Genomic DNA, 25291 nt, shown 5'->3' on the forward strand with positions numbered 1-25291 from the left:
ATTGGATGGCACTCAGTGTGCCCCAAACCAGCCCATAAGGCCCGGGCTAAACACGTTGGTCTTTTTAGCCATCCGGGGATACGCGGCAACCCACACGACGTAGATGATTGCCATCCCTGTGAGCGTCCACCACACAGAGATCTCAGAGTTAAGTAGCCACGCAAGCAAGACAGCAGCAATGGCTCCGACCGTGACAGCCGTATAGGGCCATGTCTCTTTGTCGGTGATCGCAAAGCTCACGAGAACGGCAGCCATTGCAAGGGGAACGATGGTGAATCCGGCGAGGCTTCCGGTCCACATCAACGTCACCACATCAGTGACAGCTCCCAAGCCCACTGGAATCGCGGTACACAATAACGTCGCTGTGGACCAGGCCGCGCGTGGAACGCCAAAGGTCACCGCATCCTTCATCGAGCTGCGAACCGCGTCAGCCACTAGCGGCAGGACAATCAACGTGACTATGGCGCCTACGATGCCCACACCCTTATCCCACAGCTTGCTCACCACGATGTTTATCGCAGTTGCGATGGCTATACCGAATGCAGCCCACATCCACGCGCGAGCTTGAGGGCGCAACACAATCTGGGAGACCGGGGACGCTGAGAACCAGCCCGTCGAAGAATCACCATCGCTGCCTACGATGAGGGAGCCAGTGGTCAGTCGTGATGGCTCAAAGCGTTTCGTCATGCACACCACCCACATGAGCGCCGGCGCAATGAGGACCCACCACGGGAAAGCCCAGGGTGCGCTGACGAGAAGGAGCAAAAGCGCCAGGGAGGCATTGATTCGCCGGTGCCCGTTCCAGACGCGCGTACTGAGACCAAAGGTGAGGTAGCGCGAGAAGTCAGGCTGGACCAGGTAGAGCTGGAGCGCCATAAGGAGTGAATACCCGATGGCCCAGCCTTGCCCACGGTCCATTCCCAGCACCGGAAGGATGACAATCCACAAGGCGTAGAAGAAGCTGATCCAGCTCAGCGCCATATGCCTATAAAGCTTCATCACGCCTCCCCCAATGCCAGAACTGCCTGTTCGAGGGATACCTCGGTGGCGCGAAGCCCCATTTCCTGGGCCATGGCAAAGACGTTGGCGGTGTGGTTGGGGCGGGCGTCGACAAGCACACGGTCAGCGACGGCTGAGGTTTCGCGCTCAAGCACCGGGAGCTGCAGGCGCCCCAGCGCGCGATCGAGGGCTTCGGCAGAGCCAGTGAGCTGGACGACACCCTCGATGAACTCATCGATGGGGCCGGACAAGGGGTTGTCCCCCATCAGGGCTACGGTATCGAGCAAACCGGACAGCTCGTTGAGGTGATGGGTGGAGACGATAATGGTGCGGCCATGCTCCTCGCGCAGGACGTCATAGAAAACCTCCCGCTTAGCGGCGTCGAGGCCGAGGTAGGGCTCGTCGAGAAGCATGTACGGCACCCCCGAAGCCACCGCAACGATGAAGCTCGCGGCCGATTTCTGACCACGGGAAAGACCCGAGTAGTTCTTCATCGGAAGCTCGAAGCGCTCGACCAGTTCCGCGGCGCGCGTCTTGCTCCAGGTGGGCCAGCGCAGGCTGCATACCGTGAAGACCTTCTTCATATTCCAGCCTGCAGGCAGTGGGTTGTCTATGCCCATGAGGACAACCTTGTTGAGGACTTTTTCATTGTCGTAGGGCTTGTCGCCGTCGACCTTGATGCTGGAGCCGCCGAGCTGGCCAGCAATCTTGCGCAGCAGGGTGGTCTTGCCAATGCCGTTGGGGCCGACGAGGCCGTGTGTAAGGCCGTTGTCGAAGGTGAAGTGCGGGGTGGAAATCATGAGTAGAGTCCTCGGCTTTCTGCGACAAGGTCGATGAGGTCGTGGAGTTGCTGGCGGGTATAGCCCAGGTGCACGGCTTCGTCGATAAGCGGCGCGGCGTACTCGGCTGCAAATTCTTGGCGACGCCGCGCCCGGATAAGGTCTGCGGCACCAGAGGTGACGAACATGCCGATACCTCGGCGTTTTTCGAGGATTCCGAGATCCACGAGGAGGGTCAGGCCCTTTCGGGCAGTGGCGGGGTTGATGCTGTGGAAGGCGGCGAGCTCATTCGTGGACGGTGCCTGGGCACCCTCGGCGAGAGTGCCCTCGATGATGGCGTCCTCGATGAGCACCGCTATCTGACGAAAGAGCGGCTGCGCGGAGTTGTCCATGCAGACCCCTTAGCTGGTTGGTTACTCATGTAACTAACCATATAACCAACACTCGACCAGGGCAAGGTTTCCCCATTCCATATCTTTGACCTGGGAATTTCCTCAAGGTTATCGACGTTTTGTGACTAATGGGGCACACTGGACTACACCGGCCGTAGGCTGGAAGACCTCACAGAAGTGACCTAAGAAAATTAGTTAGAAAAAATAGAACGGAATTTAGGAGCCATGCTTGAACGAACACTTGTCTTCGTTGACACGTCATATCTACTCGCCAGTTTCTATAACTCCTGGGAGACGGGCGCCCGTGCCCAGCTAGAGATTGATTTACCCGAAGTGGTCAGCTCCCTCGGTTCGATGATTGAAACCCAGGTGGGCAACCGCGTTCACCGCCAATATTGGTATGACGGAATCCCGGATACCGGCCCCCACCGCTACCAACGCGCACTGCGCGTCTGCGACGGCGTCCAGCTACGCACCGGCCAGCTCATCGAGTGGGGCGAGCGTCGCACACAGAAAGCCGTGGACACCCGCCTTGTCGCCGACATGATCGTCTCCGCCATGAAGGGCCAAGTCACGGACTTTGTTTTGGTCTCCGGCGATGCCGACATGATTCCCGGCGTCCAAGAAGCCGTGAACAACGGCGTGCGCGTACACCTCTATGGCTTTGGCTGGGATTCGATGTCTCGGCGTGCGCCTCTCCACCATCATCCGGGAAATTCGCCGATGCAATGAGGGTCCTCGAGCGCGCCGCCATCGCGCGAGCCTCAGACGAGACGCAGCAGGCGAGCCGTGCCACCGATGGACAGGAGACGAGCACGCGCAACGCTCGCCTCCCCGCCGCCCGCCCGACTTCTGCCGCCGCGACGGCGTTGCCGCGACTGCCTCATCCGAATCGGCTGCGCCGATGCCTCCGCAGAAGAGAGCGTCCCTCCGACAAGAGCTCCGAGCCAGGCGAAGGATGCGGGCGCGGCCGACAGCTCGGCCCCAAACAGCTGCACAAACGTCGATGATGTGCGCGCGCCGCGTCGAATGTCCCCCCCGAGAGTGTGAGCTCCGCAGGCTTCCAGTCCCCCTTTGACGTGGGGCAACAATATGCCTCGTGGTGGTTCGACAACGCCGCGAGCGCCGACCAGCGCGATCAGGCCCATCTGCTCTCCGGCGGCGGCCTGCCACCGGAGATCGATCGCCCGCTACTGCAATTCGCCTGCGAAACGCTGCACGAGTACACGCTGACAGAAACCCAGCGCGTCAACCTGCGCGATGGCTTTCACTCGGGCATCCGCGGCGTGCTCATCAATATCCGCCGCCAAGATAGCTAAACCGAAAACCGCCAAAAGGGACCTTGGAGAGCGTGGGGTGCTGAAACACCCCGGCCGCGCTGCGCGCCCCGCTCTAGAAGGTCCCTTTTCTGTACAGTGGCGTGCTTTGCAGTGGCTACTGCTTGTCCTCGGCGGTGTCCGATTCGGCGTTGGCATCACTAGCATCAGCTTCGGCGCCGGCCTCAAGCGCTTGGTCGCTGGCGAAGGGCGAGCTTTCCAGCTCCTTGCTCTTGGCCATCTCGGCGCGAATCTCGTCCAAGCGGGACGTGGCGGCCATGTCGTGGCCCGCGGCCGTAATTTCCTGAATGCGGCTACCACCCGCCGCCTGATGGAGCTCCTGGGCGCCGAGCGCATCCGCGTAGCGCTTCTCAATCTTGGCGCGCACCGAGTCCAAGGTCGGCGTGGAATCATCCGGCTTGAGCTCGTTCATTGAGTTCAACGCCTCGGCGTTCTTTTCCTGCATCGCTGCCTGATCTGCCTGGGACAGCAACTGGTCGACTTGTGCCAGCTGCTCCTTCAGGCGGGCCTCCGACTGCTGCTGCTGTGCCTTCGCCTGCTCGGCAGCCTGGCTAGCCGCCTCGTGCTGCGTTTTCAGGTTAGCCAGCTCGTTTTCCACGGCGACCAGCTGGCTCGCCACGACCTCTGCCGCCTGGTTGTACTCGGCGGCCTTCTGCGGATCCTCAGAGGCATCCGCCAACTCCAGCGCCCGGCGGGTCTGATCCTGGTAATCCTGCTGGGTCTTCACCAGGCGGTTGAGCTGCATTTCCAACTGGGTCTTGCGTCCAATAATCTCCGCTGCGTGTTCGGAAATCTCGCGATGCTGCTTCTTCGCGCCTTCCACGGCCTGCTGGATCTGGACCTTGGGGTCAGCATTCTCATCGATCTTCTGATCGAAAGAAGCCATCACATACTTCCAGCCTTTGCTAAATGGATTTGCCATCGCACTCACTCCTTTGTGGTTCCTGCAGCAGTAGTTAATGCAGCTCTTATTGGTGCCCTATATAAAAAGACGCTTTCCTGCGAGTGTAGCGATACTCACAGGAAAGCGCGCGCGGCAGGCCGCCGGGCCCCGCCGCAGACAAGGACTAACCAGTTCTATTCCGCCTGCTGGCTCTCCACCTGGGCGCGGACCTCGTCCATGTCGAGGGCCTTAACCTGGCCAATGAGATCCTCCAGTGCCGCCGGCGGCAGGGCACCAGCCTCGCGGAAGACCAGGATGCCATCGCGGAACACCATCAAGGTGGGGATGGACTGAATCTGCAGCTTCGCGGATAGCTCCTGGTTGGCCTCGGTATCCAGCTTGGCGAACGTGGCATCGGGGTGCTCTTCAGATGCCTTCTCAAAGACTGGGCCGAAGCGCTTGCACGGGCCGCACCATTCCGCCCAAGCATCGACGAGCGTAATGCCGTCGCCGGAAACGGTCTCCTGGAACGTGTCCTCAGTAATGTCAATCGTTGCCATGTCTTTTCCTATCAGTCTCGGGGATATTTCTCGGTTCTATCAACCCCCAACGGTACACAAGACTCGATTATTCCTTGCCCACATACCCCAGGGGGGTATATCCTCGACAGTGGCATTAACCCCCAAGGTAAGGAGAAGGATCCACCATGAGCACCACAACCTACACCGTTAACGGCATGACCTGTGGCCACTGCGAGCTTTCCGTCAAGGAAGAGATCTCAGAGATCAGTGGCGTCACCGACGTTACGGCCGACCACACCACCGGCGCCGTCACCGTGACCGGGGAGGGCTTTAGCGACGACCAAGTCGCCGCCGCCGTCGTCGAAGCCGGCTACGAGTTGGCCTAAACAGCATGACTACCAGTCTCACCCTCGGCATCACCGGGATGACCTGCACGTCGTGTTCCTCCCGCGTCGAGCGCAAGCTCAACAAGCTCGACAACGTTGAAGCCACGGTCAACTTCGCTACGGAGTCCGCCTCCGTGAGTTATGACCCTGCAACGACGACGCCTGCCGATCTCATCGACGTCGTCGAAGGCGCAGGCTACGGAGCATTCACCGTGGATGGTGAGGGGGAGGCGTCGGCAAGCACGGCGGAGGACGCCCGCGAGAGCGAAGCCTCCGACATCCTGCAGCGCACCCTGCTCTCCGCGGCGCTCTCACTGCCGGTGATGCTGCTTTCCATGGTCCCGGCCCTGCAGTTTCAGCATTGGCAGTGGGCCTGCTTGATGCTCACGACGCTTGTCTATGTCATCGGCGGAGCACCCTTCCACCGGGCCACCTGGGCCAATCTCAAGCATGGCGCCGCCACGATGGATACTCTCATCACGTTGGGCACCACCGCCGCCTTTGGCTGGTCGCTCTACGCGCTCTTCTTCGGCGATGCCGGGATGCCCGGCATGACCATGCACATGACGCTGCACTCCAATGACGCGCAGATGGACCATATTTATCTTGAGTCCGTCGGCATGGTTATCACGTTCCTGCTGCTTGGACGATGGTTTGAGCTCAAAGCTAAGGGGCGATCCTCCGAGGCGCTCACCGCGTTGCTGACCATGGGAGCTAAGGAAGCCACTGTGCTTCGCGACGGTACCGAAACCCGCATTCCTGCCAGCGAGCTCCGCGTAGGCGATGTTTTTGTTGTCCGCCCCGGCGAGAAGATCGCCACCGATGGCGTGGTCCTCAGCGGTCATTCGGCCGTGGACGAATCCCTACTCACCGGCGAGTCAATGCCGGTTGAGGTTTCTCCCGGCAGCACGGTAACGGGCGCGACCATCAACACCTCTGGACGTCTTGAGGTGCGCGCCACCCGCGTCGGGTCCGACACCGTCTTGGCCCAGATGGGTGCGCTCGTCACTGCAGCCCAGACCTCGAAGGCACCGGTCCAGCGCCTCGCGGACCGTATCGCCGCCGTCTTTGTCCCCATCGTCATCGGCATCGCCATCCTCGCGCTCCTGGCGCACCTGTGGGTCGGCGGCGTCGCCCCGGCCTTCGTGGCCGCCGTGTCTGTGCTCATCATCGCCTGCCCGTGCGCCATGGGCTTGGCGACGCCCACCGCAATCCTCGTCGGCACCGGACGCGGCGCCGAACTGGGAATCCTCATCAAGGGCCCGGAGATTTTGGAATCGACGCGCCGAATCGACACCATCGTGCTGGACAAGACCGGCACCATCACCGAAGGCCAGATGTCGGTGGGAGCAGTCCAACCTACGGCAGGACGCACGCAGCAGGAAGTTCTCCGCCTCGCGGCCGCCGCGGAACAGGGTTCCGAGCACCCCATCGCACGAGCCATCCGCACAGCCTACGACGATGAGCTCCCCGCGGCCGAGGGCTTCCACGAGCTTCCCGGCCAGGGAATCGAAGCAACGATTGAGGGCTCCCGGGTGCGGGTGGGCCGGCCGCCTGCGGGCTATGACGGCACCGGGACGCAGGTGGGCGTCTACGCGGACGATGACCTGGTGGGAACCATCGAGCTACAGGATCGCATCAAGGAATCCTCCGCCGCCGCCATCGCCGCAATGCACAAGCTAGGGCTTACACCCCACCTACTCACCGGGGACAACGCCGGCGCGGCGCATACAGTGGCGCGGGCCGTTGGCATTGATGATGCCAACGTGACAGCGGAGGTCATGCCCGCAGACAAGGTAGAGACTATCGCTCGACTGCAGGAGCAGGGGCGGACCGTGGCCATGGTGGGCGATGGCGTCAACGACGCCGCGGCGCTCGCGCAGGCGGACCTCGGAATCGCGATGGGTGCGGGAGCCGACGTGGCCATCGAGGCCTCCGACATCACGGTGATGAACAACGACCTGCGCTCCGTTGCAGAGGCGGTGCGGCTCGCGCGCAGTACCCTGCGCATCATCAAGGGCAACCTTTTTTGGGCCTTCGCCTATAATATTATTCTTCTTCCCGTGGCAGCGTTCGGGCTGCTCAACCCCCTACTGGCGGGGTTGGCAATGGCCCTGAGCTCAGTCTTTGTGGTGACCAATTCTCTGCGGCTGAAAAGCTTTACCCCCGAGGAGTAAGCTTAGCCTGCATGAATCGTCTTGATCATCGCTCTATCTCACGCACGGAAAGGCTCGACCGCCTTCCCGTCACTGGAAAACACAAACGTCTCCTCTTTGGCTCCGGCATCGGCTGGGCGCTCGACGCCATGGACGTGGGCCTCATCTCCTTCATCATGGCCGCTTTGGCCGTGCACTGGGGGATCACACCGACCCAGTCCTCATGGCTGGCGTCCGTGGGCTTCATCGGCATGGCCCTGGGCGCCACCTTCGGCGGCCTCTTGGCCGATAAGTTCGGCCGCCGCCACATCTTTGCTCTGACCCTGCTGGTCTATGGCCTCGCGACGGGCGCCTCCGCCCTAGCAACAGGCCTTACACTCCTCATCATCCTGCGCTTCTTCATCGGACTTGGCCTCGGCGCTGAGCTGCCGGTGGCCTCCACGCTGATTTCCGAGTTCGCACCGCTCAAGGTGCGCGGGCGCATGGTCGTTCTGCTGGAGGCCTTCTGGGCGGTGGGGTGGATCCTCGCTGCCGTAATTGGAACGTTCGTGGTGGGGGCGTCGGAAAGCGGCTGGCGCTGGGCCCTAGCGCTCGGCATGGTGCCCGCGCTCTACGCTCTCTATGTACGCCTTCACTTGCCTGAATCAGTGCGCTTCCTGGAGTCGAAAGGCCGCCACGAGGAAGCAGAAGAAATCGTCGCGTCCTTTGAGGCCGAGGTAGACGAGGCGGACATTGACCGCACGACCCCGGCACCGACCTACTCCGAGGAAGATGTCACCGCCACCAGCATTTGGTCAAAGTCCTTGCGCGGGCGCACGCTGGCGCTGTGGACCATCTGGTTCTGCGTCAACCTCTCCTACTACGGCGCCTTCATTTGGATTCCGTCACTGCTTGTCGCGGATGGCTTCTCCCTGGTGAAGTCCTTCAGCTTCACGCTGATTATCACCCTCGCCCAGCTACCCGGCTACGCCGCAGCCGGCTGGCTCATTGAGGTCTGGGGCCGCCGCTCGACCCTAGCGATATTCCTCGTGGGTTCCGCCCTGTCGGCCGGGTTCTTTGGTTTCGCTAACACTGAAGCCATGATCATCCTGGCCGGTTGCCTGCTCTCCTTCTTCAACCTTGGCGCGTGGGGTGCGCTGTACGCCATCGGCCCGGAGCTCTACCCCACCGCCCTGCGCGGGCGCGGTACCGGTGCTGCCGCGGGCTTCGGCCGACTCGCCTCCATCCTGGCACCGCTTATCGTTCCGCCGCTCATCGCGGTGGCGGGAACGGGCTGGCTCTTCGTGCTCTTTGCAGCAGCCTTCGGCATCGCGGCCTTCGCGGCGCTGACCCTGCCAGAGTTCAAGGGGCGGGCCCTTGCTCAATAGGGCCGCCCTCGGCGCGTGGGTCGGGGTCATGGTCGCGCTCACCACGCTCAAGCCGTTCTACCAGATTGGCTACCTTTGGAAGCCGGAGAACCAGCGGGTCCGTGACCTACGCTTGCTGCCACTTGATGAGTTCTCCGGCGGCACCTGGTTTGGCCCGCTTTTTGAGTATGCGGGCAATACCGCCTTCTTCATTCCTTTTGGCATGCTCGTCTTCAGCATGTGCCGGTCAGTCAAGGCCACTGCCGCATGGGGCTTCGCGCTGAGCTTGGCACTGGAAACAGCGCAGTATGCCTTCGCGCTCGGGCGCACTGATATTGATGACCTCATCTTCAACACCCTCGGCGCACTCATCGGCGCAGGGTTTGCCAGGCTGTGCGGCGAGCGCTTCTTCCCGGTGTGGCGGTGGCTGGCGCTCGCCGCGGCTGCGGTCTTCCTGGTCTTGGTCATCCTCGGCCCACGGTTGGGTGACCCCAACGCCGTGGTGGACCTGTAATTTAGCCGTGCGCCATGTTCACGAACTTGGAGTAGTGCAGCTGGTGCGCGACCTTCACCGTGTCGATCGGGCCGCCGCGGTGCTTAGCCAGGATGATATCCGCCTCACCGGCACGGGGATCATCGCGGTCTTGTGAGTCCGGGCGGTAGAGCAGCATAACCATATCGGCGTCCTGCTCCAGCGAGCCGGACTCACGCAGATCCGCCAGCTGCGGCTTCTTATCGGTACGGGATTCTGGACCACGGTTCAGCTGCGAAATCGCGATGAGGGGCACCTCGAGCTCCTTGGCCAACAGCTTGAGCTGGCGCGAGAATTCTGAGACCTCTTGCTGGCGGGACTCCACCTTCTTGCCCGAAGACATCAACTGCATATAGTCCAGCACAATGAGGTCGAGCCCGTGCTGCTGCTTCAGACGGCGGGCCTTCGAGCGGATCTCCATCATGGTGAGGTTCGGGGAATCATCGATGAACAGGGGCGCATCCTGGATGCGGTTGAGGGTGTCATCGATCTTGGCCCAATCCTCCGTGGACACGCGGCCACCGCGCATATCCGACAGCTTCACTTCCGCCTCCGCTGACAACAGGCGCATGACGATCTCGGAGGCGGACATCTCCAGGGAGAAAACGACAGAAGTCTTGTTGTGCTGCAGGGAGGCCGAGCGCATGAAGTCCATGGCCAGCGTGGACTTGCCCACGCCAGGGCGGGCGGCGACGATAATCATCTGGCCGGCACGCAGGCCATTGGTCAGGTTGTCGAGGTCGATGAACCCTGTGGGCACGCCCGACTCCACTCCGTTTTGTTGCAGGGCGGCGAGCTCATCGATCGTGGGGTCGATGAGATCACTCAGCGCACGGTAATCCTCGGTCGTCTTCTTTTGCGCCACCGCGAAGACTTCCTGCTGGGCGCGGTCCAGCACGGACTCGATCTCCATGTCCTCAGAGCCCTGGAAGCCGAGCTGGACGACTCTGGTTCCGGCGTCCACCAGCTTGCGCAGCACCGCCTTCTCCGCGACAATCTCCGCGTAGTAGCGGGCGTTAGCCGCAGTGGGCACCGTGGCCAGCAGGGTATGCAGGTAGGGCGCACCGCCAACGCGCTCGAGGTTGTTATAGCGATCGAGACGGGCCGCGACAATCACCGCGTCAATATCCGTGCCTGCCGCGTAAAGATCGATCATGGCCTGGTAGATGAGCGTGTGCGCAGGATAGTAGAAGTCCTCCGGCTCCAGCTCCTCAATGACCTCCATGACTGTATTCGGGCTCAGGAGCATGGCGCCGAGAACGCCCTGTTCGGCCTCGCGGTCCGCGGGCGGCTGGCGAAATTCGCCGTAGCGCTTCGGTTCTTCCTGCCGGTAAGAGCGGCGAGGTTCCTCCTCTACCGGCTCCGGCGGCGGTGGAACGTGGTCGTCGTCAAAACTGGCATTAGTCATTGCTCATCAATCCCACCGTTCATTAGTCCCACCCTGGCCGTTCCTGAAGTTCTCACTCTTCTCCGCGCCGGACGGCCAGGCTTCGATGCAGTGCCAAGCGGCAACCGCGCGTAGTACACAACAGTGTAGCCGAGGGTCAAGACACTACCCCTTGGGCATAACTCTCACAGTTATCCACAGAGAGCTGTGGAATTCCCAGGTCAGCAAAGACATGGCGTACAAAGCCAGAGGTCAGGGCTGTGGATAACTTTGCAACGCTGTGACCATCGAAGATTATTCCTGCAGGTCAAAGCCTATTTTCTGTGGTGTGAAAATACGCACAAATTCCGTGGAAAAGTAGGGGCATTACCCCGATATTGCCGCTACCAGCGGGTTAACACATGGCGGCATGAGTGAATTCACCGTTAACTGAACGCAGGTTTATCCACAGGCTGGGCGAGTTATCCACAGGCCGCGCTTGGCGACGTTTCCCTGCCTTCCGCGGTGCGAGATCCCCCAAAAGGCGACCCCGCGTAAAACGGCGCAAGGCCGTGCTTCCTCTCACCACCTCACATAGTGAAAGGAGCACGGCCTTAAGCCTTGCTGTTGTCATAAGGTCACATCCTGCGTACCGGCGCCGCGCCTCACACGCGGGCGAACGGAGGGTGACCGTCGTGCGCCTTAATTCTTAGGCAGCGACGACCGAGAAGTTCACCTTGCCGATAACGTCAGCGTGCAGCTTCAGCTCGACTTGGTAATTGCCGGTCTTCTTGACCAGGCCCTTGGGCAGCACAACGATGCGCTTGTCCAGCTTCGGGCCGCCAGCGGCGGCAACGGCGTTCACGATGTCCTCAGCGGACACGGAGCCGAAGAGCTTGCCGGACTCGGAGGTCTTCACGGGGACGTTAACGTCCTTGAGCTCCTCCAGCTGGGTACGGATCTCGCGTGCGTGGTCCAGGTCGCGGATTGCGCGAGCTTCCTGGGCGCGCTTGATGCCCTCGATCTGCTTCTCAGCACCGCGGGTAGCAACGATTGCCAGGCCGCGCGGAAGCAGGTAGTTACGTCCGTAGCCGTCCTTAACCTCTACAATTTCGCCGGGGGCGCCGAGGTTCTCAACGGCAGCGGTGAGGATCAGCTTCATGATCCCTGCCTTTCAATTGAGTTAAATGAATACTTGCGTGACAGTCTTAGAACGGGGGTTCTGCATCCGCACCACCAAAGCTTCCCGCTTGGGGTGCAGAATTCCACGGATCGTTACTCGGAGCCGACTGCTGCTGAGACTGCTGCGGGGCAGAGGACTGGGACTGATTTCCAGAGAAACCGCCCTGGTTTCCGGAGAAACCACCTTGGTTGCCGCCGCCGCCGTAGTTAGCACCCCCCTGCTGCTGGCCACCGCCATAGTTGCCGCCGCCGTTGCCGGACTTGCGGTTAACCTGTGCGGATGCATAACGCAGGGACGGGCCGACCTCATCAACCTCGATTTCAAAAACAGTGCGGTTTTCGCCCTCACGGGTCTGGTAAGACCGCTGGCGCAAACGGCCAGTAACGATAACGCGCATGCCCTTGGTCAAGGTCTCCGCAACGTTTTCTGCGGCTTGGCGCCACACGTTGCAGGTGAGGAACATGGCCTCGCCGTCCTCCCACTGGGAAGTCTGCTGATTATAGCGACGCGGGGTGGAGGCAACACGGAAATTTGCCACTGCGGCACCCGCTGGGGTGAAGCGCAGTTCCGGGTCGGCCACAATGTTGCCGACAACCGTAATGTTGGTATCTCCCTGAGCCATGTCTTTACTCCTTAATATCGGTTACGTGGATTGCTCGAAACCCAGTATCCGCTATTTGCTGTCGGTGCGCAGAACCTTGGTACGCATAATGGAGTCGTTCAGGTTCAGACGGCGATCAAGCTCGAGAACCGAGTGGGATTCACACTCCAGCTCCACGACTGCGTAGATGCCCTCTTCCTTCTTGTTGATCGGGTATGCAAGACGGCGCTTGCCCCACACATCAACCTTTTCGACTTTGCCGCCATCCTTGCGGATCGTTTCGAGGAACTTGTCTAGGGACGGGGTTACGGTGCGCTCATCCTGGTTAGGATCCAGAATGATCATGACTTCGTAGTGACGCACGGACCTCATCACCTCCTATGGTCTAGTAATTGGTATCGGCCATATCACCTTTGCGGATATGGCAGGAGGGTCTGTTGCGTCAAGCAACCCTCACACAGTACCGCACTGACCGGCGGAAAAGGAAATCCCCCATCTTCTCGGCTGCCGCTAGTGGGTCGCCGCGACGAAGATCGCCGATCCCGCCGGGATCACCGTGAGAAACAGCAAAGCCAGCAAGCCCAGCACAACCGGCCAGGTGCGGTCTTGAGAGCGCTGAAACAGGTAGTAGGCGCTCAACACACAAAGGAAGCCCAGCGTGATGGAGACGATGCCCACGATGGTGATAGTCATCGTGCAAAATCCCCCGCCAACGGGTCCCTGCCGCCATGAGCGGCGCGGACCTTGTCCTCAGACTTGCCCCACATCTGGCGGATGATGAGCACACCGATGGCAATGATGAAGCCATCGCGCGTCAGCACCGCGATATCGAGCATCTCGTGCGGCAGACCCTTATTTTCCGAGCCGAGCATGTGCCAGGTGAGGATGGGCCAGAGGAGGGCGTCGGCAAGCGCCCAGCTAAAGATGAGCCGCCACCTGGGAAGGGCCAGGAGTGCCGGGACGACCAGCCACAGGGAGTACTGCGGGGACCACACCTTGTTGAAAATGAGGAAGGCCATGATGATGAGGTAGATCATTTCGGCTACTCGCGGCGCGCGCGGCGCCTTAAGTCCCATGATGGCAATCGCCCCGCAGCTCACCAGAAACGCCACGAGTGAGAAAGTGTTGAGGAATTCGGGCTCAAAACTCACGCCCGCGACGCGGCTCAAGAGCGCATAGATCGTGGTCCACTCGGCACCGCGTTCTTGATTGAGTCGGAAGAATTCGCGCCAGGCCTCGGGGTAGGCGAGCGCCACGGGTAGGTTCACCACGAGCCACGTCACAGCGGTTGCCACGAACATCTTGAAGAAAGGCGCCCACCGCTTGTGACGGATGGCCAACACCAGAAACGCGCCCAAGATAAACAGGGGCCACAGCTTGAACGCCGTGCCGAGCCCGATGAGAATGCCGGCGAGCCAGTTCTTGCGCTTTTTCACGGCAAGAAGGGCGCCCACCATGAACGCTACCGACGGGATGTCCCAATTGGTGAAGGCGTGGATGACCACGAGCGGGCTGGCCGCCATGAGAATGGTATCCCATGCCCGATTGCCCGTGAGCTGGAATACCATGACCACGGTGCCTACCCACACGAGGGACAAGATGAGCGTGGTCAGCCCAAAGTACCAACTGACCTCGGCCATACCAATCCACTCGACGGCCGGATACGTGGTGCGCGCCAGCCAGCCGACGACGCCCTGGAACAGGCCCGCCAGAACGGGGTATTCCATGTAGCGCGTGAGGTCTCCCTCCACCCAGGAGTAGGCATAGGGAAAGCCAGGTTGATCCAAGCCGCGCCCACCATAGAGCGGCACGATGTCGTTATAACAAAAGGACGTGTACTGGCGGTTACCATCCCCGTTCAGGCTGATGAGGCCGTCCTCGCCCCGGCGGCTGCCCGCGCAGGTTGCCTTACTCAAGAATCCAAACGCCAGGAACGTCCACGCCAGTGTGATGATGACGCGCAGCGGCGTCCACCAACCAGAATGGGCCGAGCGGGCGAAGCGCCCCGTCGGCCCGCCGAGGGCATCGATGGCGCCACGGGTCATCGATTCGGATGAGAGTGGCACAAGCTGCGAAGAAGTGTGATGGCTCACCGGGGGATCAATCTCCTATTGGCCAAGCAATTGGTCGAGGCCATCTCCATTAAGAATGTCATCGAGTGAAGGTACTTCAGGGTTAGCGGGTTGCTCAGGCTGCTCAGGCTGGGCCGGCTGCTCTGGGCTACCGCCCTGACCCTCGTCGTGGTGCTCGCCGCCCTCGTCAGGTGTTTCCTCTTCACCCTCGGTGCTGTCGCTCTCCGGGCTCGCCGGCGTCTGGTTCCACGTGGTGGTCTGGCTCGGATCATAGACATATCCCGAGCCCCAGCTGCCGACGCCGTAATGAACCGGATAAGCCTGCGGGAAGGGCTGTTGCTCCACGTTGGCCAGAGAGGTATCCAAGATGGACTTCCAGATCTTTGTCGGTGCATCCGAGCCGTACATGATTCCACCCCACTGATTAAAGATCGCGGAGGTGTTGTCGGCCGTGCCTACCCACACTGCTGTAGCCAGCTGTGGCGTGGAACCAACCATCCAGGCATCTTTGTTGGTGCCCGTATCACCCAGCTGTGTGGTACCAGTCTTGGAGGCCGACGGGCGCCCGCCCGCCAGCGCACCATTCGACCATGCGGCAATCGGCTGCATCGCAGAAATAACGTTATTAGCCACGTTGGCGGACACGCGGCGCTCACCGCCGTCGGTCGGGTTCTCGTAGAGAACCTCGCCGGCGGCGTTTTCCACCTTCTGCACGAAGTGCGGCTGGTGCCACACCCCCTGGTTGGTCAGGGTCGCCATTGCCGTCGCCATATCGAGCGGGCGGGACTGGTACTGGCCCAGCACGACACCCTCGTACGGCGTGCCGCCGTTCTCCGTCAGCGTCTTCTCAATCCCCGGCAGGCTGCGCGCAACACCCAGTGCGTGCGCCATGTCAGCGGTGTCCTGCATCTTGTTTTCCAGGTCATCCTGGAGGCGCAGGAAGGAGGTGTTGTAGGAGTTCTTCAGCGCCTCAGCAATGGTGCAGCTGCCGCAGCCGCCACCCACGTTGGTCACGGTCTGCGAACCGGGCAGCTGGTACGGCGCGGAGGAGTAATACGTATTGAGGTCGATGCCCTGCTGAAGAGCTGCGGCCAGTGCCATGATCTTAAAGGTCGAGCCGGTCTGCAGCGGCGAGTTGGCATAGTCCCAACCATTAGAGTCATCGCCGCCGAAGTAGCCGCGTACGGCGCCCGTGGCGGGGTCAATGGTCACGGCGGCGGCGCGGGCGTCCTCTTGCAGCACAGCAAGCTGTGCGTGAGCGGCGTCGGTCGACGCGTTCTGCACGGTCATATCAATGGTGGTAGTCACCTTGAGGCCGCCAGTGGCCAGCTGGTCCTCGGTAATACCCACGCGGGACAGCTCATCAATGACCTGGTTCTTGATGTGACCATAGGCACCCGGCGCTTCGGTATACGCGGAATACTCAGACGGATCGCGGGTCTCCGGGAAGACGAGCTGATCGCGTTCAGACTGATCCAAGTCACCCATCTCAACGAGGCCATCCATGACGTAGTTCCAGCGAGCTTGGGACCGTTCCTCATCTACCCACGGATCAAGGACGGACGGGGACTGGATAACACCCGCCAGCAGCGCGCCTTCTTCCTTAGTGAGGTCCTTGGCGTCCTTATTAAAGTACGCATTGGATGCAGCCTCGATGCCATACGCGTTGCGGCCGAAGTAGACCGTGTTGAGGTAGGCGTTGAGGATGTCCTCCTTGGACCATTCGTTGGTCATCTTCACCGAGTAGATGAGCTCACGAATCTTGCGGACGTAGGAGTACTCGTCACCAACGAGAGTATTCTTCACATACTGCTGAGTAATCGTCGAGCCACCACCAGCGGAAGCATCACCGGTGAGCTTGCCCAAGACGGCACGGCCCAGACCTGTAAAGGAAAAGCCCGAGTTGGTCCAGAACTCGCGGTCCTCGGCCGCGAGGACAGAATCCTCAACGTAATCCGGGATCTCATCCAGGGTCACCTGGCGGCGGTTGCCCTCCGGTGGAACTAGTTTGGCCAGCTGGGTTTCGCCGTCGCCGGCGACAATCGTGGAAATCTGGCTCGGCTGCAGCTCCTTGGGCTCGGGGACGTCGTATTGCGTATACGCGTACCCAAAGAGCAAGGCGGGGATGCCGACAATTACGAATAAGACAGCGAGCACGATCCACGGCCAGCGGCGTGTGCGGCCGGACGAACGCCTACTCCTGTGCGAGGCGCTCTTCTTGCGATTACCTGACTTTCGCCCGGAGGTTTCCTTCTCGGTCACTAATCCGTGTCCTCATCAATCCTGTACAGAAACTGTAAATACATGCAGCTTACCGGCGTGAACTGGGAAGCCAAAACTACCTTCGAGCATAGACCGTGGCCGCTCGAAGCAGATGATTCCAGCGGCATGCCGGGCACACTTCCACGAAATGCACTGTAAACTCCAGCCCCTCGGCCGCCATTTCTGCAATTTCCGCCGCGCTGCGCGCGCTTCCCGCACGGCGCTTTAAAGAGTCGCCATAAACCCAGCGGGTCAGTCGCAGCGCTTCTCCGCACACCGGGCACGGCTTCTGCATGTCAACGCCGTGGTGCTCCGCCGCCGCACGGAGAAGAAAATCAGCATCACACAGTTCTTCGCGCGTCACTTTTCCCGCGCGAAGCTCGCGCAGATGCTGCGCGCGCTCCCATTCATAGGAGACTTCGTTGCGGTAGGCCACTTCTGGCCTTGCCTTTGCAGACTCTGCCTTGGACGGGGAATTCACGCCGGACAGTGTAGTGCGGGCAGCGTCAACAATCTAGGCTCCCCTTGGGCACTTCGCGACGCAAAACCTAATTTTTTAGTCGGCTAACTACCGCCGCGAGTGGATCGTAGCTACACTTATTTTCCATGAGTGAAGAAACTATCGAATCCCCGATCCCCTACGAGGACGCCCTGGATGTTGCCCGCCAAATCCAGCCCGCGCTCAATAAGCTCATGCTCATCTTCCAGCGCACAACGGAGGGCACGTCCCTAACCACCTCGCAGGTCTCGATCATGAATCAACTGCGCCTGCGTGGGCCCTCTCGCGTCAGCACCATCGCCCAAGCAGAGTTGATCCGGATGCCCACCGCGTCCAATGCACTGTACCAATTGGAGCGCCAAGGCTTCGTGGAACGGCACCGCGATGAAAAGGACCGCCGCGGCGTTCTCGTCGCCCTCACCCAGCTCGGCGAATCCGAGCTGACCATCGTCTCCCGCCAGCGTGCGGCAGCTTTGGCCGAGATCTTGCGCTGGCTTGAACCGGAGGACATCAAGGACGCCAATTCTTTGGTCAACCTGATTTCCAAACTCGCGGATGTGTACCGCCCCACCATGGACGGAAAATAGACCAAAAAGTGCCGGTAGAACAGATTTTATTTTAAAGCGTGAAGGGTCGATAATGAAGGAAACGACCCCGATCCTTTTGATGAATGGCTAAGAAATCTTCACACCCCGCGGAAGGACAGTCCTCCTCGGAAGACCGTATCCCCCCGCTTCGCGTACTCGTCTCGTGGAGTCCTAGCTCCACAGGCACCGAGGCCATCGAGTTTGCCGCATGGCTTGCGCGTTCCACGCCCGTTCAGATCCGGGTTGTATCCACGATTTCGCAACCCCTCACCGTGACGTCGCTCAGCAAGCTCAGCGGCTCCTATAAGCAGTGGTTCAAGAAGGAGCGCGCAACCTGCGAACGCGCCGTTAAGCAGGCCTTGGACGCAGCCGGGGTGGACAAGGCCCAGCTCGATAAGAACGTCTCCGTTCTCATCGCGGGACCGTCCCGCCCGCAGCTGCTGGAGCAAGCGGCTACGGATTTCAACGCTCACGTCATCCTCCTGGGGGCCAACCAGTCCGCGCCGAAGGGCCGTTTCTTCTCCGGTTCTACCGCCGATGCGCTGCTGCACTACTCGCCGCTTCCCGTGGGTCTCACCCCGCGCGGTATCAAGCTGTCCAAGCACGGAGTGACGCGCATCAATTTCGCCTTCACCGAACTTGGCCGCGCTGACGATCCCGCCCTCCGGCACGCAGCTTGCATTGCGCAGCGCGGCGGCATCCCCTTGCGTATCCTGGCGTTTTCCGCCAATGGGCTGGTCGACGTCCCCCTCGAATACTCCCCCACTTTTCCCTCCGACGCCCCCAATTGGCGCGAGCACTCGCCCTCGCTTTTGGACCGCGCCCCCGATTTCATCGCAGAGGCCTTCCCGGAGATTTCCGTCACGACGGACATCGGCAGCGGTCACGGCTGGGCCGGCGCGGTGGATTCGCTCAAGTGGAAGAAGGGCGACCTGCTCTGCTTGGGCTCCTCCCCCATGGGACCGATCGAGCGCGTCTTCATCGGCAGCACCGCCACCGAACTACTCCCCCACGTGGGCGTGCCAGTCCTGGTCTGCCCGAGCACCTATGACCCCGAAGCACGTTAGACTTGCACAGCATGGCAGCAGAGCACCCCGAAAATGATCTCACGTCCGACGCGGACTATACCAACCTGCCTCGCCCCGAGCCCCGCAGCTTTGATGAGCTTGCCGACGAGCCCGATCCCCTCGCCGTCGCCGAGGCCAACCGCCGCTCCTCGCGCCAAGCGCTGTGGTTTATGATTTTCATCCTCGTCGGTTCGGTGCTCTATGCGCTTCTCCTCGCGGGCATCTTCAAGGTCGCCGGAACCACGACCGGCTGCCTCCAGGCCGAGTACGCCGCCTGGCTCTGCACGAGGACCCAACGCACCGTGTTCGCCACGACGACGCTCATCATCCCCTTCATTGGCATGATCGGCTGCGCAGTCATTATGGTGCGCAAACTCAAGGCTTACGTGCGCTGGCGCGGCTGGATGGCCATCTTCTGGGTCATGGCCGGCAACTTCATGATCTGGTGCATCAACGATATCCAGATCCTGCTCGCCCCGGTTCTTGAAAACTAGCGAAAACTAGGCCTTCGCCTGGGACGCAGCCACCTCGGCGCAATCTGGGCGCCCACAGTGCTGTGTTTCCACGTGCTGGATGCAGTCATCACAGATAAGCGCCTGCTTGCGGCACGTGTCCTCATTGATGCAGTTATGGAAGGTATTCGTCCCTTTCCCACAGTGCACGCAGTGGCCGAGCTGAATAAAGCCCGGATCCTCTAGGCCCTGGCCAAACTCGTGATGCATGCGCTTGTCAAAGACATACATCGAGCCTTCCCACAGGCCATCGTTGCCGTATCTCTCGCCGTAGCGGACAATGCCGCCGTCAATCTGATAGACCTCGTTAAAGCCTCGGTTCTTCATCAGCGCGGAGAGGATTTCGCAGCGAATACCGCCTGTGCAATAGGAGACCACGGGCTTGTCCTTCATCCAGTCATACTTCCCGGATTCGAGTTCGGCGATGAAGTCGTGAGTCGTGCGCACGTCCGGCACCACGGCATTCTTGAATTTGCCGATTTCCGCCTCCATGGCATTGCGCCCGTCGAAGAAGACGACTTCCTCGCCGCGTTCTTCTACCAGCTTGTTGACCTCTTCGGGTTTAAGGTGCACGCCGCCACCGATGACGCCATTCTCATCCACCTTGAGCTCTCCCGGCGCGCCGAAGGCCACGATTTCATCGCGGACCTTGACCGACAGACGCGGAAAATCCTCCGCGCTACCCTCGGACCACTTGAACTCCATCTTCTTGAAGCCTGGGTACTCGCGGGTCTCGCGCACGTAGCGCTTACACGCATCCATGTCCCCGCCCACGGTGCCGTTAATACCATGCTCCGAGATGAGGATGCGGCCCTTCAGGCCGAGCTTCTCGCACAGGGAGCGCTGCCACAGCATGATCGCGGTGGGGTCCTCGATGGGAGTAAAGCAGTAGTAGAGGAGAATCTTGCCAATAGTCACGCCCGCAAGTCTAGGCCTGCTGCGAGGTAAAACCCCAATCTTTTGGGCCCAACGCTGCGGCGGCACTCAACCCAAAGCCCCAGACCTCGATCCCGAAACCTCCTGGTGGGTGGTCGGGCGTCGCCAAGCGCTTGCCGACGCCCACCTGCGTGCTGTCAAGGGGTGAATGCGCCACTTCGACCGGGAGGTAGTTGTGACGCGTTGGACTCCGAAGGATGTTAAGGGGCTCTTCCGGTTTTGGAGTGCGTAGCTGGGTGAAGTAGAACACGATGGGTTCAGCGGGTCACCACAACATATAGGGGTCCCTGGTGTGAAGATGAAAGTTCCTACACAACCATCTAAACCCACCAGGGACCCGTGCTGTGAAGCCTACTGGAAACCTCGTTGCCGACACCATTTGCCGTACCGCGGAAATCGGGCTTGCTATCACCGGTGCTGCTGATGCCGGACCGCTGACCATCATTGAGGCCACGCCCGTAGCCGTTATCGGCGTGTGCCCGGACTGCGGACAGCCAGGCAAGCTGCGCGACCACACCACCCGTCGACTCGTTGATCTTCCTGTCGTCGGATTCCCCACCAGGCTGCACGTAAAAGTCCCTAGATTCCAGTGCACAGCCACCTCATGTAAAAGGAAGATCTTCCAAGAATCTCTGGCTTGCGCTGATGACGGCGCCAAGCTCACCCACCGAGTCACCCGCTGGATCTTGCAGCGCCTTGCTATTGATCGGATGAGTGTGTCAGCGACCGCCAAAGCACTCGGTGTGGGCTGGGACCTGGTCAACCAGGTCGCACTGGATGCCTGCCGCCAGCTTGTCTACGGCGACCCGCACCACCTCGACGGGGTTCGCGTCCTCGGAGTCGATGAACATGTATGGAAACACACCAGAAAACCAGGCCAGGCATCAAACCTGGTGACCATACTCGTTGACCTCACCCCGTTGGTGGACGGGCGTGGGCCTGCTCGTTTGTTAGACATGCGACCGGGCAGGTCCGCAGATGTGCTCAGCGGGTGGCTTAAGGAACGCAACCCCAGCTTCCGGGAGCAGATACAGGTGGTGACAATGGATGGGTTTACCGGATATGCCACCGCAGTCGAGGAGCAACTACCACAAGCTGACAAAGTCATGGACCCTTTCCATGTGGTGCATCTAGCAGCCGACAAACTCACCAGTTGCCGACAGCGACTCCAACGCGAGACCACCGGGCGCCGCGGACGCAAAGATGATCCGCTGTACAAGCATCGGCGCACCCTGTTGACCAGGACGAATTATCTCACCGAGCGGCAAAAGCACCGCTTAGAGATGTTGTGGGCCACCGATGATGACTACGTGTGCCTAGAAGTAACGTGGTTGGTCTACCAAGACATGATCGCAGCGTACGCGCATCCGAAGAAATCGGAAGGCAAAAAGCTCATGAAACGCATCATCCACACCCTGCGTAAAGGATTACCACAAGGCCTAGAAGAGCTCGCCCAACTAGGACGCACCCTGTGGCGTCGACGCAAAGATGTGCTCGCCTACTTCGATATCGGTGCCTCCAACGGCCCCGTCGAGGCAATCAACGGCAGACTCGAACACCTACGCGGCATCGCCCTAGGATTCAAAAACCTCAACCACTACATCTTGCGGAGCCTGATCCACTCCGGACAACTACAGGACAAAATCAACGCACTCTAAAACCGGAAGGGCCTGTTAAGGAAGCCGCTATTGAGCGCGTGGTGGCAGGTGAGGCAGTTAGTCTCGTCGCGCGTGATGTGGGTGTGGGTCCCGATACGGTTTACGGTTGGTTGAGGGTAAGAGGTGTCGAGCCTCCTGGCAGGCGTGCGAGTCGTCTGCGTGATCCGTTTGTCCGTGAGGCGGGCCTGACCCCCGGAAAGTAGACACGTCGGGGGTTAGCTATGCTGCTTGAGTCAGTGTAGCTGATGTGAGTGCTTCGAAGGCATCGGGGGCTAGAAGATTGCACCAGGAGTGCCGTCTGCGCGTGTTGTAGCGCATGCACCATCGGAAGACTTCTTGGCGGCAGATGATGGGATTGTCAAACACTTTCCGATCACGCAGAACTTCACGCTTGAGACTGGCGTTAAACGATTCTGCCAGGGCATTATCGGCACTTGTACCCACTGCTCCCATGGATTGGCGAACACCAAGTACAGCGCAGTGCTCTCTAAATGCTTGTGAGGTGTACACACTGCCATGATCGGAATGGAAAACTGCCCCTTTAAGGCTTCCGCGGACTTTTCTGGCATGAGATAAAGCTTCGATAACCAGCGATACCCGCATGTGATCGGCTAGTGCATGGCCGACGAGTTTGCGCGAGTAGACGTCGATGACCGTGGCCAGGTACATGTTCTTGCCGCCCTTACACGGCAGGTACGTAATGTCGCCTACATAGACGTGGTTCGGCCTGTCAGCTGTGAATTTGCGGCCTACTAAATCTGGCATGACTCGACGTCCAGGCTTGCGCCTGGTGGTGATGCACCGACGCCGTTTACTAAAGCCTTTCAGCCCCATGGATTTCATGATGCGTGCGACCTTCTTGTGATTGATCGGAGGAAAGTCCGTATCGTCGTTGAGGCTTGCAGCGATGCGTTTAGCACCATAAAGCCCGTGCTCATCATCGAAGATAGTCTTGATTCTCGCACCAAGAAGGGCATCGGAACACGTCTTTAACCTGCGTTTTTCGCGGGTGTTGACCCATTTGTAGAACGAGGAGCGATTGAGCTTTAACACGTGGCACATCCGCTTGACCGAGTATTCGGTTCGGTAGTCATAGACAAACTGGAAGCGGATTACCAGCGTGTCTCTTCGGCAAAATACTTCGCGGCCTTACGCAGGATGTCACGTTCTTCACGAAGCTTAGAGACTTCTTTTTCTAGCTGGCGGATCCGTTCAGAATCAGTCGTCGCCTGGGCGTTGTCACGCAGGGTCTTCGTGCGGGCGCGTTTGCCGGTGCCGTACTGCTTAAGCCAGGAATAAAGTGAGGATCGATTGACTCCAAGCTCTGCTGAAGCCGCGTGAAGTGAGAGGTCCTCATTGTTTTCGTAGAGGGCCACAGCATCACGTTTGAACTGTTCGGAGTACCTAGGCATGGTGGTAGATTACCTTTCTTCCCAGCCCAACCGGGCTGGATATCAGGTGTCTACCAAACAGGGGTCAGGTCCGGCTGTTGGGTTGGTGCGTGCAGGTATGTCGATCAATCAAGCAGCACAGACTGTTGGATTATCGACTGGCGTGCTTCACAGCAGGTTAAAGAAGGCTGGTGTCATCGAAGTGCGGCCTAGACGCGCACGCTTGTCACCTGATGAACGTGCTCAGGCCGTGGAGCGAGTGCTTGCTGGTGAGAGCTGTCAGACAGTGGCTGATGCTGTCGTTGTGCATCCTTCTACCGTGTATGAGTGGATAAGGAAGCAGCGGTATGCGAAGTCACGCCGGCAGCGACATCGCCGAACGCCTGATGAGGCGGTGGTGTCTATACCAGATACAGGCAAGAAGCTGGGTAAAGATTCTGGTATGCCAGCACCGATGAGAACTCAAGCCGTTGATGGATTTCCTAGCGCCGCTTTAGATAAACAGGGCGTGGTAGGGCGTGGTCGCAGGCTTACTGTTGAAGACCGTGTTGCTATTGAAGCGGGATGTCGTGTCGGTGATTCGGCACGTGCCATCGCGCAGAAAATCAATAGGCACCACAGTGTCGTCGCCCGTGAAATCACCCGTAATGGTTGGAAGATCGTCGATGAGGACGGCGCAGAGCAGCTGCGGTATAACGCCCACGGCGGAATCAAGCGCTATGCGCCGCTCACCTGCAGGTTGCGGGTTTTAGGTCTGGGGAAATGCGGTGTGCGCTGGAGGCGTCGAAGTCGGTCGCCTAAGTCAATACTCATCAATGCTCGCCGCGTAGCAGTTTGAAGACGATTGAATCGTCCTTACGCCCCACTCCCTCGCGATGTCCTCTGATATAAAGTTGCTCCGCCGTAACTGCAAGTGGTACTTCTTGGTGTACTTCTCGTGCAGCTTCCCCGACTAGTCCCATATCCTTCACAAAGATATCGAGTGCACTACGCACCTCATCAAAGGCCTCATCAACCATCCTCTGCCCGCGATCACCAAACATAAAGCTAGCTGCAGCTCCTGTTCCAAGCACCTTGTGCACCCGGGAGACTTCCAGCCCCATCGAATCCGCTAGAGCTAGTGCTTCGCCAGCAGCTGCGATATGGACGCCGCACAACAGCTGATTTACGATCTTGAAACGCTGGCCGTCGCCAGGACGTTCGCCGACTACGGGGGCGTTTGACGCCATTGCATCCAGAAGTGGCTGAACGACGGCCACAGCGGAACTGTCGCCAGACACCATCATGAGTAGATCCCCTGTTTTTGCTCGTGCGACGCCGCCAGACACTGGTGCGTCAACGACATGTACGCCTGTACCCGCAAGGCCATCAACAGCTTGTTCAATGGCCTTCGGGCCGACGGTCGCCATAATGAGAATTACTGAACCTTGAGAAAGGTGAGGGGAAATTCCTTCTTCTCCGAATAGGACGGATTGCAACTGGTCTCCAGTTGCCACCATAATCGCGGTGACGTCGGCACCAGAAACAGCCTCACGAGCGTTAGAGGCAGCGCTCACTTGAGGTGCTACTGATTCGAGTGAAGAGGGCTGGACGTCAAATGCCGTGACGCTCATTCCAGCTGATGCGGTTGCGAGGGCCATTGGCCCTCCCATGGCGCCGAGCCCGATCCAGGCAACTTTTGGAGTGGTGCGCACTTAAAACTCCCTTGAGTGTAAAAATAAATTGGTAGGTACTGTGAAATTTTCCAGCTAATCTACTCTCGGTGTATGTAGTCATCGGGTAGATTCGCAGTTTTTGATATGCGGATTAAGGTTGGCCCTATTCTT

General features: G+C 59.9%; 24 protein-coding genes and 3 pseudogenes. 11 read left to right on the forward strand and 16 right to left on the reverse strand.

Annotated elements, in window-relative coordinates; translation table 11 throughout:
* Window positions 1-12 precede the first annotated feature (12 nt).
* The 3 genes from HWX44_RS06745 to HWX44_RS06755 are packed head-to-tail and all read right to left on the reverse strand — an operon-like array spanning window position 13 to window position 2170.
* Window positions 13-999 (reverse strand): hypothetical protein, encoded by a 987-nt coding sequence (locus HWX44_RS06745; RefSeq protein WP_046648802.1) that lies wholly within the window; start codon window positions 997-999, stop codon window positions 13-15.
* The gene (locus tag HWX44_RS06750) at window positions 999-1799 is read right to left on the reverse strand and encodes an ATP-binding cassette domain-containing protein (protein ID WP_175973866.1); all 801 of its coding nucleotides are present in this window, start codon (window positions 1797-1799) and stop codon (window positions 999-1001) included. Before HWX44_RS06750 ends, HWX44_RS06745 begins: the two co-directional genes overlap by 1 nt.
* Window positions 1796-2170, reverse strand: coding sequence for a GntR family transcriptional regulator (locus tag HWX44_RS06755; protein WP_175973868.1), 375 nt, complete (start codon window positions 2168-2170; stop codon window positions 1796-1798). Before HWX44_RS06755 ends, HWX44_RS06750 begins: the two co-directional genes overlap by 4 nt.
* A 225-nt stretch (window positions 2171-2395) precedes the next feature.
* On the opposite strand from HWX44_RS06755, the pseudogene HWX44_RS06760 reads away from it, so the two are divergent.
* Window positions 2396-3489: pseudogene (locus HWX44_RS06760) on the forward strand (NYN domain-containing protein).
* Between the two features lie 115 nt (window positions 3490-3604).
* Here the strand turns inward: HWX44_RS06760 and HWX44_RS06765 are convergent.
* A complete protein-coding gene (locus HWX44_RS06765; RefSeq protein WP_049154469.1) occupies window positions 3605-4429 on the reverse strand; it encodes a PspA/IM30 family protein in 825 nt (274 codons plus the stop codon).
* Window positions 4430-4584: 155 nt separating this feature from the next.
* Window positions 4585-4950, reverse strand: a complete 366-nt coding sequence (gene trxA, locus HWX44_RS06770; RefSeq protein ID WP_046648797.1) for a thioredoxin — start codon at window positions 4948-4950, stop codon at window positions 4585-4587.
* Between the two features lie 146 nt (window positions 4951-5096).
* Here trxA and HWX44_RS06775 point away from each other — a divergent pair, with 146 nt between their 5' ends.
* Genes HWX44_RS06775 through HWX44_RS06790 form a run of 4 tightly spaced genes read left to right on the forward strand, consistent with a single transcriptional unit; the run spans window position 5097 to window position 9313 of the window.
* A complete protein-coding gene (locus HWX44_RS06775; RefSeq protein ID WP_046648796.1) occupies window positions 5097-5297 on the forward strand; it encodes a heavy-metal-associated domain-containing protein in 201 nt (66 codons plus the stop codon).
* A gap of 5 nt (window positions 5298-5302) precedes the next feature.
* Window positions 5303-7474: a heavy metal translocating P-type ATPase gene (locus HWX44_RS06780; protein WP_175973871.1), complete on the forward strand. Its 2172-nt coding sequence runs from the start codon at window positions 5303-5305 to the stop codon at window positions 7472-7474.
* Between the two features lie 11 nt (window positions 7475-7485).
* On the forward strand, window positions 7486-8820 hold the full coding sequence (locus tag HWX44_RS06785) for an MFS transporter (RefSeq protein ID WP_175973873.1): 1335 nt from the start codon (window positions 7486-7488) through the stop codon (window positions 8818-8820).
* Window positions 8821-8848: 28 nt separating this feature from the next.
* A complete protein-coding gene (locus HWX44_RS06790) occupies window positions 8849-9313 on the forward strand; it encodes a VanZ family protein (RefSeq protein WP_175973941.1) in 465 nt (154 codons plus the stop codon).
* Between the two features lies 1 nt (window position 9314).
* On the opposite strand, the gene dnaB is transcribed toward HWX44_RS06790, so the two are convergent.
* From dnaB to HWX44_RS06830, 8 genes are all read right to left on the reverse strand, one after another.
* Complete coding sequence (gene dnaB / locus HWX44_RS06795) at window positions 9315-10739, reverse strand: replicative DNA helicase (protein ID WP_046648794.1); 1425 nt, start codon at window positions 10737-10739, stop codon at window positions 9315-9317.
* A gap of 667 nt (window positions 10740-11406) precedes the next feature.
* A complete protein-coding gene (gene rplI, locus HWX44_RS06800; protein ID WP_010187895.1) occupies window positions 11407-11859 on the reverse strand; it encodes a 50S ribosomal protein L9 in 453 nt (150 codons plus the stop codon).
* A 46-nt stretch (window positions 11860-11905) separates the two neighbouring features.
* Window positions 11906-12502 carry a single-stranded DNA-binding protein gene (locus HWX44_RS06805; protein ID WP_175973875.1) on the reverse strand — a complete coding sequence of 199 codons (597 nt, stop codon included), beginning with the start codon at window positions 12500-12502 and terminating at the stop codon, window positions 11906-11908.
* Window positions 12503-12553: 51 nt separating this feature from the next.
* Complete coding sequence (rpsF, locus tag HWX44_RS06810) at window positions 12554-12844, reverse strand: 30S ribosomal protein S6 (protein ID WP_175973876.1); 291 nt, start codon at window positions 12842-12844, stop codon at window positions 12554-12556.
* Window positions 12845-12991: 147 nt separating this feature from the next.
* Window positions 12992-13174, reverse strand: coding sequence for a hypothetical protein (locus HWX44_RS06815; RefSeq protein ID WP_046648791.1), 183 nt, complete (start codon window positions 13172-13174; stop codon window positions 12992-12994).
* Complete coding sequence (locus HWX44_RS06820; RefSeq protein WP_175973879.1) at window positions 13171-14526, reverse strand: glycosyltransferase family 87 protein; 1356 nt, start codon at window positions 14524-14526, stop codon at window positions 13171-13173. Before HWX44_RS06820 ends, HWX44_RS06815 begins: the two co-directional genes overlap by 4 nt.
* Window positions 14527-14589: 63 nt before the next feature.
* Window positions 14590-16815: a transglycosylase domain-containing protein gene (locus tag HWX44_RS06825; protein ID WP_175973881.1), complete on the reverse strand. Its 2226-nt coding sequence runs from the start codon at window positions 16813-16815 to the stop codon at window positions 14590-14592.
* Window positions 16816-16891: 76 nt separating this feature from the next.
* On the reverse strand, window positions 16892-17251 hold the full coding sequence (locus tag HWX44_RS06830) for a DUF5318 family protein (protein WP_046648789.1): 360 nt from the start codon (window positions 17249-17251) through the stop codon (window positions 16892-16894).
* Between the two features lie 170 nt (window positions 17252-17421).
* On the opposite strand from HWX44_RS06830, the gene HWX44_RS06835 reads away from it, so the two are divergent.
* From HWX44_RS06835 to HWX44_RS06845, 3 genes are all read left to right on the forward strand, one after another.
* A complete protein-coding gene (locus HWX44_RS06835) occupies window positions 17422-17901 on the forward strand; it encodes a MarR family winged helix-turn-helix transcriptional regulator (RefSeq protein ID WP_046648788.1) in 480 nt (159 codons plus the stop codon).
* A gap of 83 nt (window positions 17902-17984) precedes the next feature.
* Window positions 17985-18968, forward strand: coding sequence for a universal stress protein (locus HWX44_RS06840; RefSeq protein WP_175973883.1), 984 nt, complete (start codon window positions 17985-17987; stop codon window positions 18966-18968).
* Window positions 18969-18979: 11 nt separating this feature from the next.
* A complete protein-coding gene (locus tag HWX44_RS06845; protein ID WP_175973884.1) occupies window positions 18980-19462 on the forward strand; it encodes a hypothetical protein in 483 nt (160 codons plus the stop codon).
* Between the two features lie 6 nt (window positions 19463-19468).
* Here HWX44_RS06845 and trhO read toward each other — a convergent pair whose 3' ends face one another.
* A complete protein-coding gene (trhO, locus tag HWX44_RS06850) occupies window positions 19469-20398 on the reverse strand; it encodes an oxygen-dependent tRNA uridine(34) hydroxylase TrhO (protein WP_175973886.1) in 930 nt (309 codons plus the stop codon).
* Between the two features lie 362 nt (window positions 20399-20760).
* Here trhO and HWX44_RS06855 point away from each other — a divergent pair, with 362 nt between their 5' ends.
* A complete protein-coding gene (locus HWX44_RS06855) occupies window positions 20761-22074 on the forward strand; it encodes an ISL3 family transposase (RefSeq protein ID WP_175973888.1) in 1314 nt (437 codons plus the stop codon).
* 219 nt (window positions 22075-22293) lie between these two features.
* Here HWX44_RS06855 and HWX44_RS06865 read toward each other — a convergent pair.
* Window positions 22294-23486, reverse strand: a protein-coding gene (locus tag HWX44_RS06865) for an IS3 family transposase (protein WP_175973892.1) whose coding sequence is annotated in 2 segments (ribosomal slippage) — window positions 22294-23204 and window positions 23204-23486 — 1194 coding nt in all. Because the reading frame shifts where the segments join, the coding sequence is not laid out codon by codon here.
* A gap of 97 nt (window positions 23487-23583) precedes the next feature.
* On the opposite strand from HWX44_RS06865, the pseudogene HWX44_RS13290 reads away from it, so the two are divergent.
* Window positions 23584-23793: pseudogene (locus tag HWX44_RS13290) on the forward strand (hypothetical protein); the annotation flags it as partial.
* 19 nt (window positions 23794-23812) lie between these two features.
* A pseudogene (locus tag HWX44_RS13295) lies at window positions 23813-24168 on the forward strand (helix-turn-helix domain-containing protein); the annotation flags it as partial.
* A 109-nt stretch (window positions 24169-24277) separates the two neighbouring features.
* Here HWX44_RS13295 and HWX44_RS06875 read toward each other — a convergent pair.
* Window positions 24278-25159: an NAD(P)-dependent oxidoreductase gene (locus HWX44_RS06875; RefSeq protein WP_083317774.1), complete on the reverse strand. Its 882-nt coding sequence runs from the start codon at window positions 25157-25159 to the stop codon at window positions 24278-24280.
* Window positions 25160-25291: the final 132 nt, after the last annotated feature.

The sequence above is a fragment of the Corynebacterium sp. Marseille-Q2823 genome (assembly GCF_903645345.1).
Taxonomy (GTDB): Bacteria; Actinomycetota; Actinomycetes; order Mycobacteriales; family Mycobacteriaceae; genus Corynebacterium; species Corynebacterium hiratae.

What these genes read in the sequence shown, in the direction of transcription:
- HWX44_RS06745 (WP_046648802.1), bottom strand. Translation starts at nt 999, where the DNA reads ATGAAGCTTTATAGGCATATGGCGCTGAGCTGGATCAGCTTCTTCTAC.
- HWX44_RS06750 (WP_175973866.1), bottom strand. Translation starts at nt 1,799, where the DNA reads ATGATTTCCACCCCGCACTTCACCTTCGACAACGGCCTTACACACGGC.
- HWX44_RS06755 (WP_175973868.1), bottom strand. Translation starts at nt 2,170, where the DNA reads ATGGACAACTCCGCGCAGCCGCTCTTTCGTCAGATAGCGGTGCTCATC.
- HWX44_RS06765 (WP_049154469.1), bottom strand. Translation starts at nt 4,429, where the DNA reads ATGGCAAATCCATTTAGCAAAGGCTGGAAGTATGTGATGGCTTCTTTC.
- trxA (WP_046648797.1), bottom strand. Translation starts at nt 4,950, where the DNA reads ATGGCAACGATTGACATTACTGAGGACACGTTCCAGGAGACCGTTTCC.
- HWX44_RS06775 (WP_046648796.1), top strand. Translation starts at nt 5,097, where the DNA reads ATGAGCACCACAACCTACACCGTTAACGGCATGACCTGTGGCCACTGC.
- HWX44_RS06780 (WP_175973871.1), top strand. Translation starts at nt 5,303, where the DNA reads ATGACTACCAGTCTCACCCTCGGCATCACCGGGATGACCTGCACGTCG.
- HWX44_RS06785 (WP_175973873.1), top strand. Translation starts at nt 7,486, where the DNA reads ATGAATCGTCTTGATCATCGCTCTATCTCACGCACGGAAAGGCTCGAC.
- HWX44_RS06790 (WP_175973941.1), top strand. Translation starts at nt 8,849, where the DNA reads ATGGTCGCGCTCACCACGCTCAAGCCGTTCTACCAGATTGGCTACCTT.
- dnaB (WP_046648794.1), bottom strand. Translation starts at nt 10,739, where the DNA reads ATGACTAATGCCAGTTTTGACGACGACCACGTTCCACCGCCGCCGGAG.
- rplI (WP_010187895.1), bottom strand. Translation starts at nt 11,859, where the DNA reads ATGAAGCTGATCCTCACCGCTGCCGTTGAGAACCTCGGCGCCCCCGGC.
- HWX44_RS06805 (WP_175973875.1), bottom strand. Translation starts at nt 12,502, where the DNA reads ATGGCTCAGGGAGATACCAACATTACGGTTGTCGGCAACATTGTGGCC.
- HWX44_RS06815 (WP_046648791.1), bottom strand. Translation starts at nt 13,174, where the DNA reads ATGACTATCACCATCGTGGGCATCGTCTCCATCACGCTGGGCTTCCTT.
- HWX44_RS06820 (WP_175973879.1), bottom strand. Translation starts at nt 14,526, where the DNA reads ATGACCCGTGGCGCCATCGATGCCCTCGGCGGGCCGACGGGGCGCTTC.
- HWX44_RS06835 (WP_046648788.1), top strand. Translation starts at nt 17,422, where the DNA reads ATGAGTGAAGAAACTATCGAATCCCCGATCCCCTACGAGGACGCCCTG.
- HWX44_RS06840 (WP_175973883.1), top strand. Translation starts at nt 17,985, where the DNA reads ATGGCTAAGAAATCTTCACACCCCGCGGAAGGACAGTCCTCCTCGGAA.
- HWX44_RS06845 (WP_175973884.1), top strand. Translation starts at nt 18,980, where the DNA reads ATGGCAGCAGAGCACCCCGAAAATGATCTCACGTCCGACGCGGACTAT.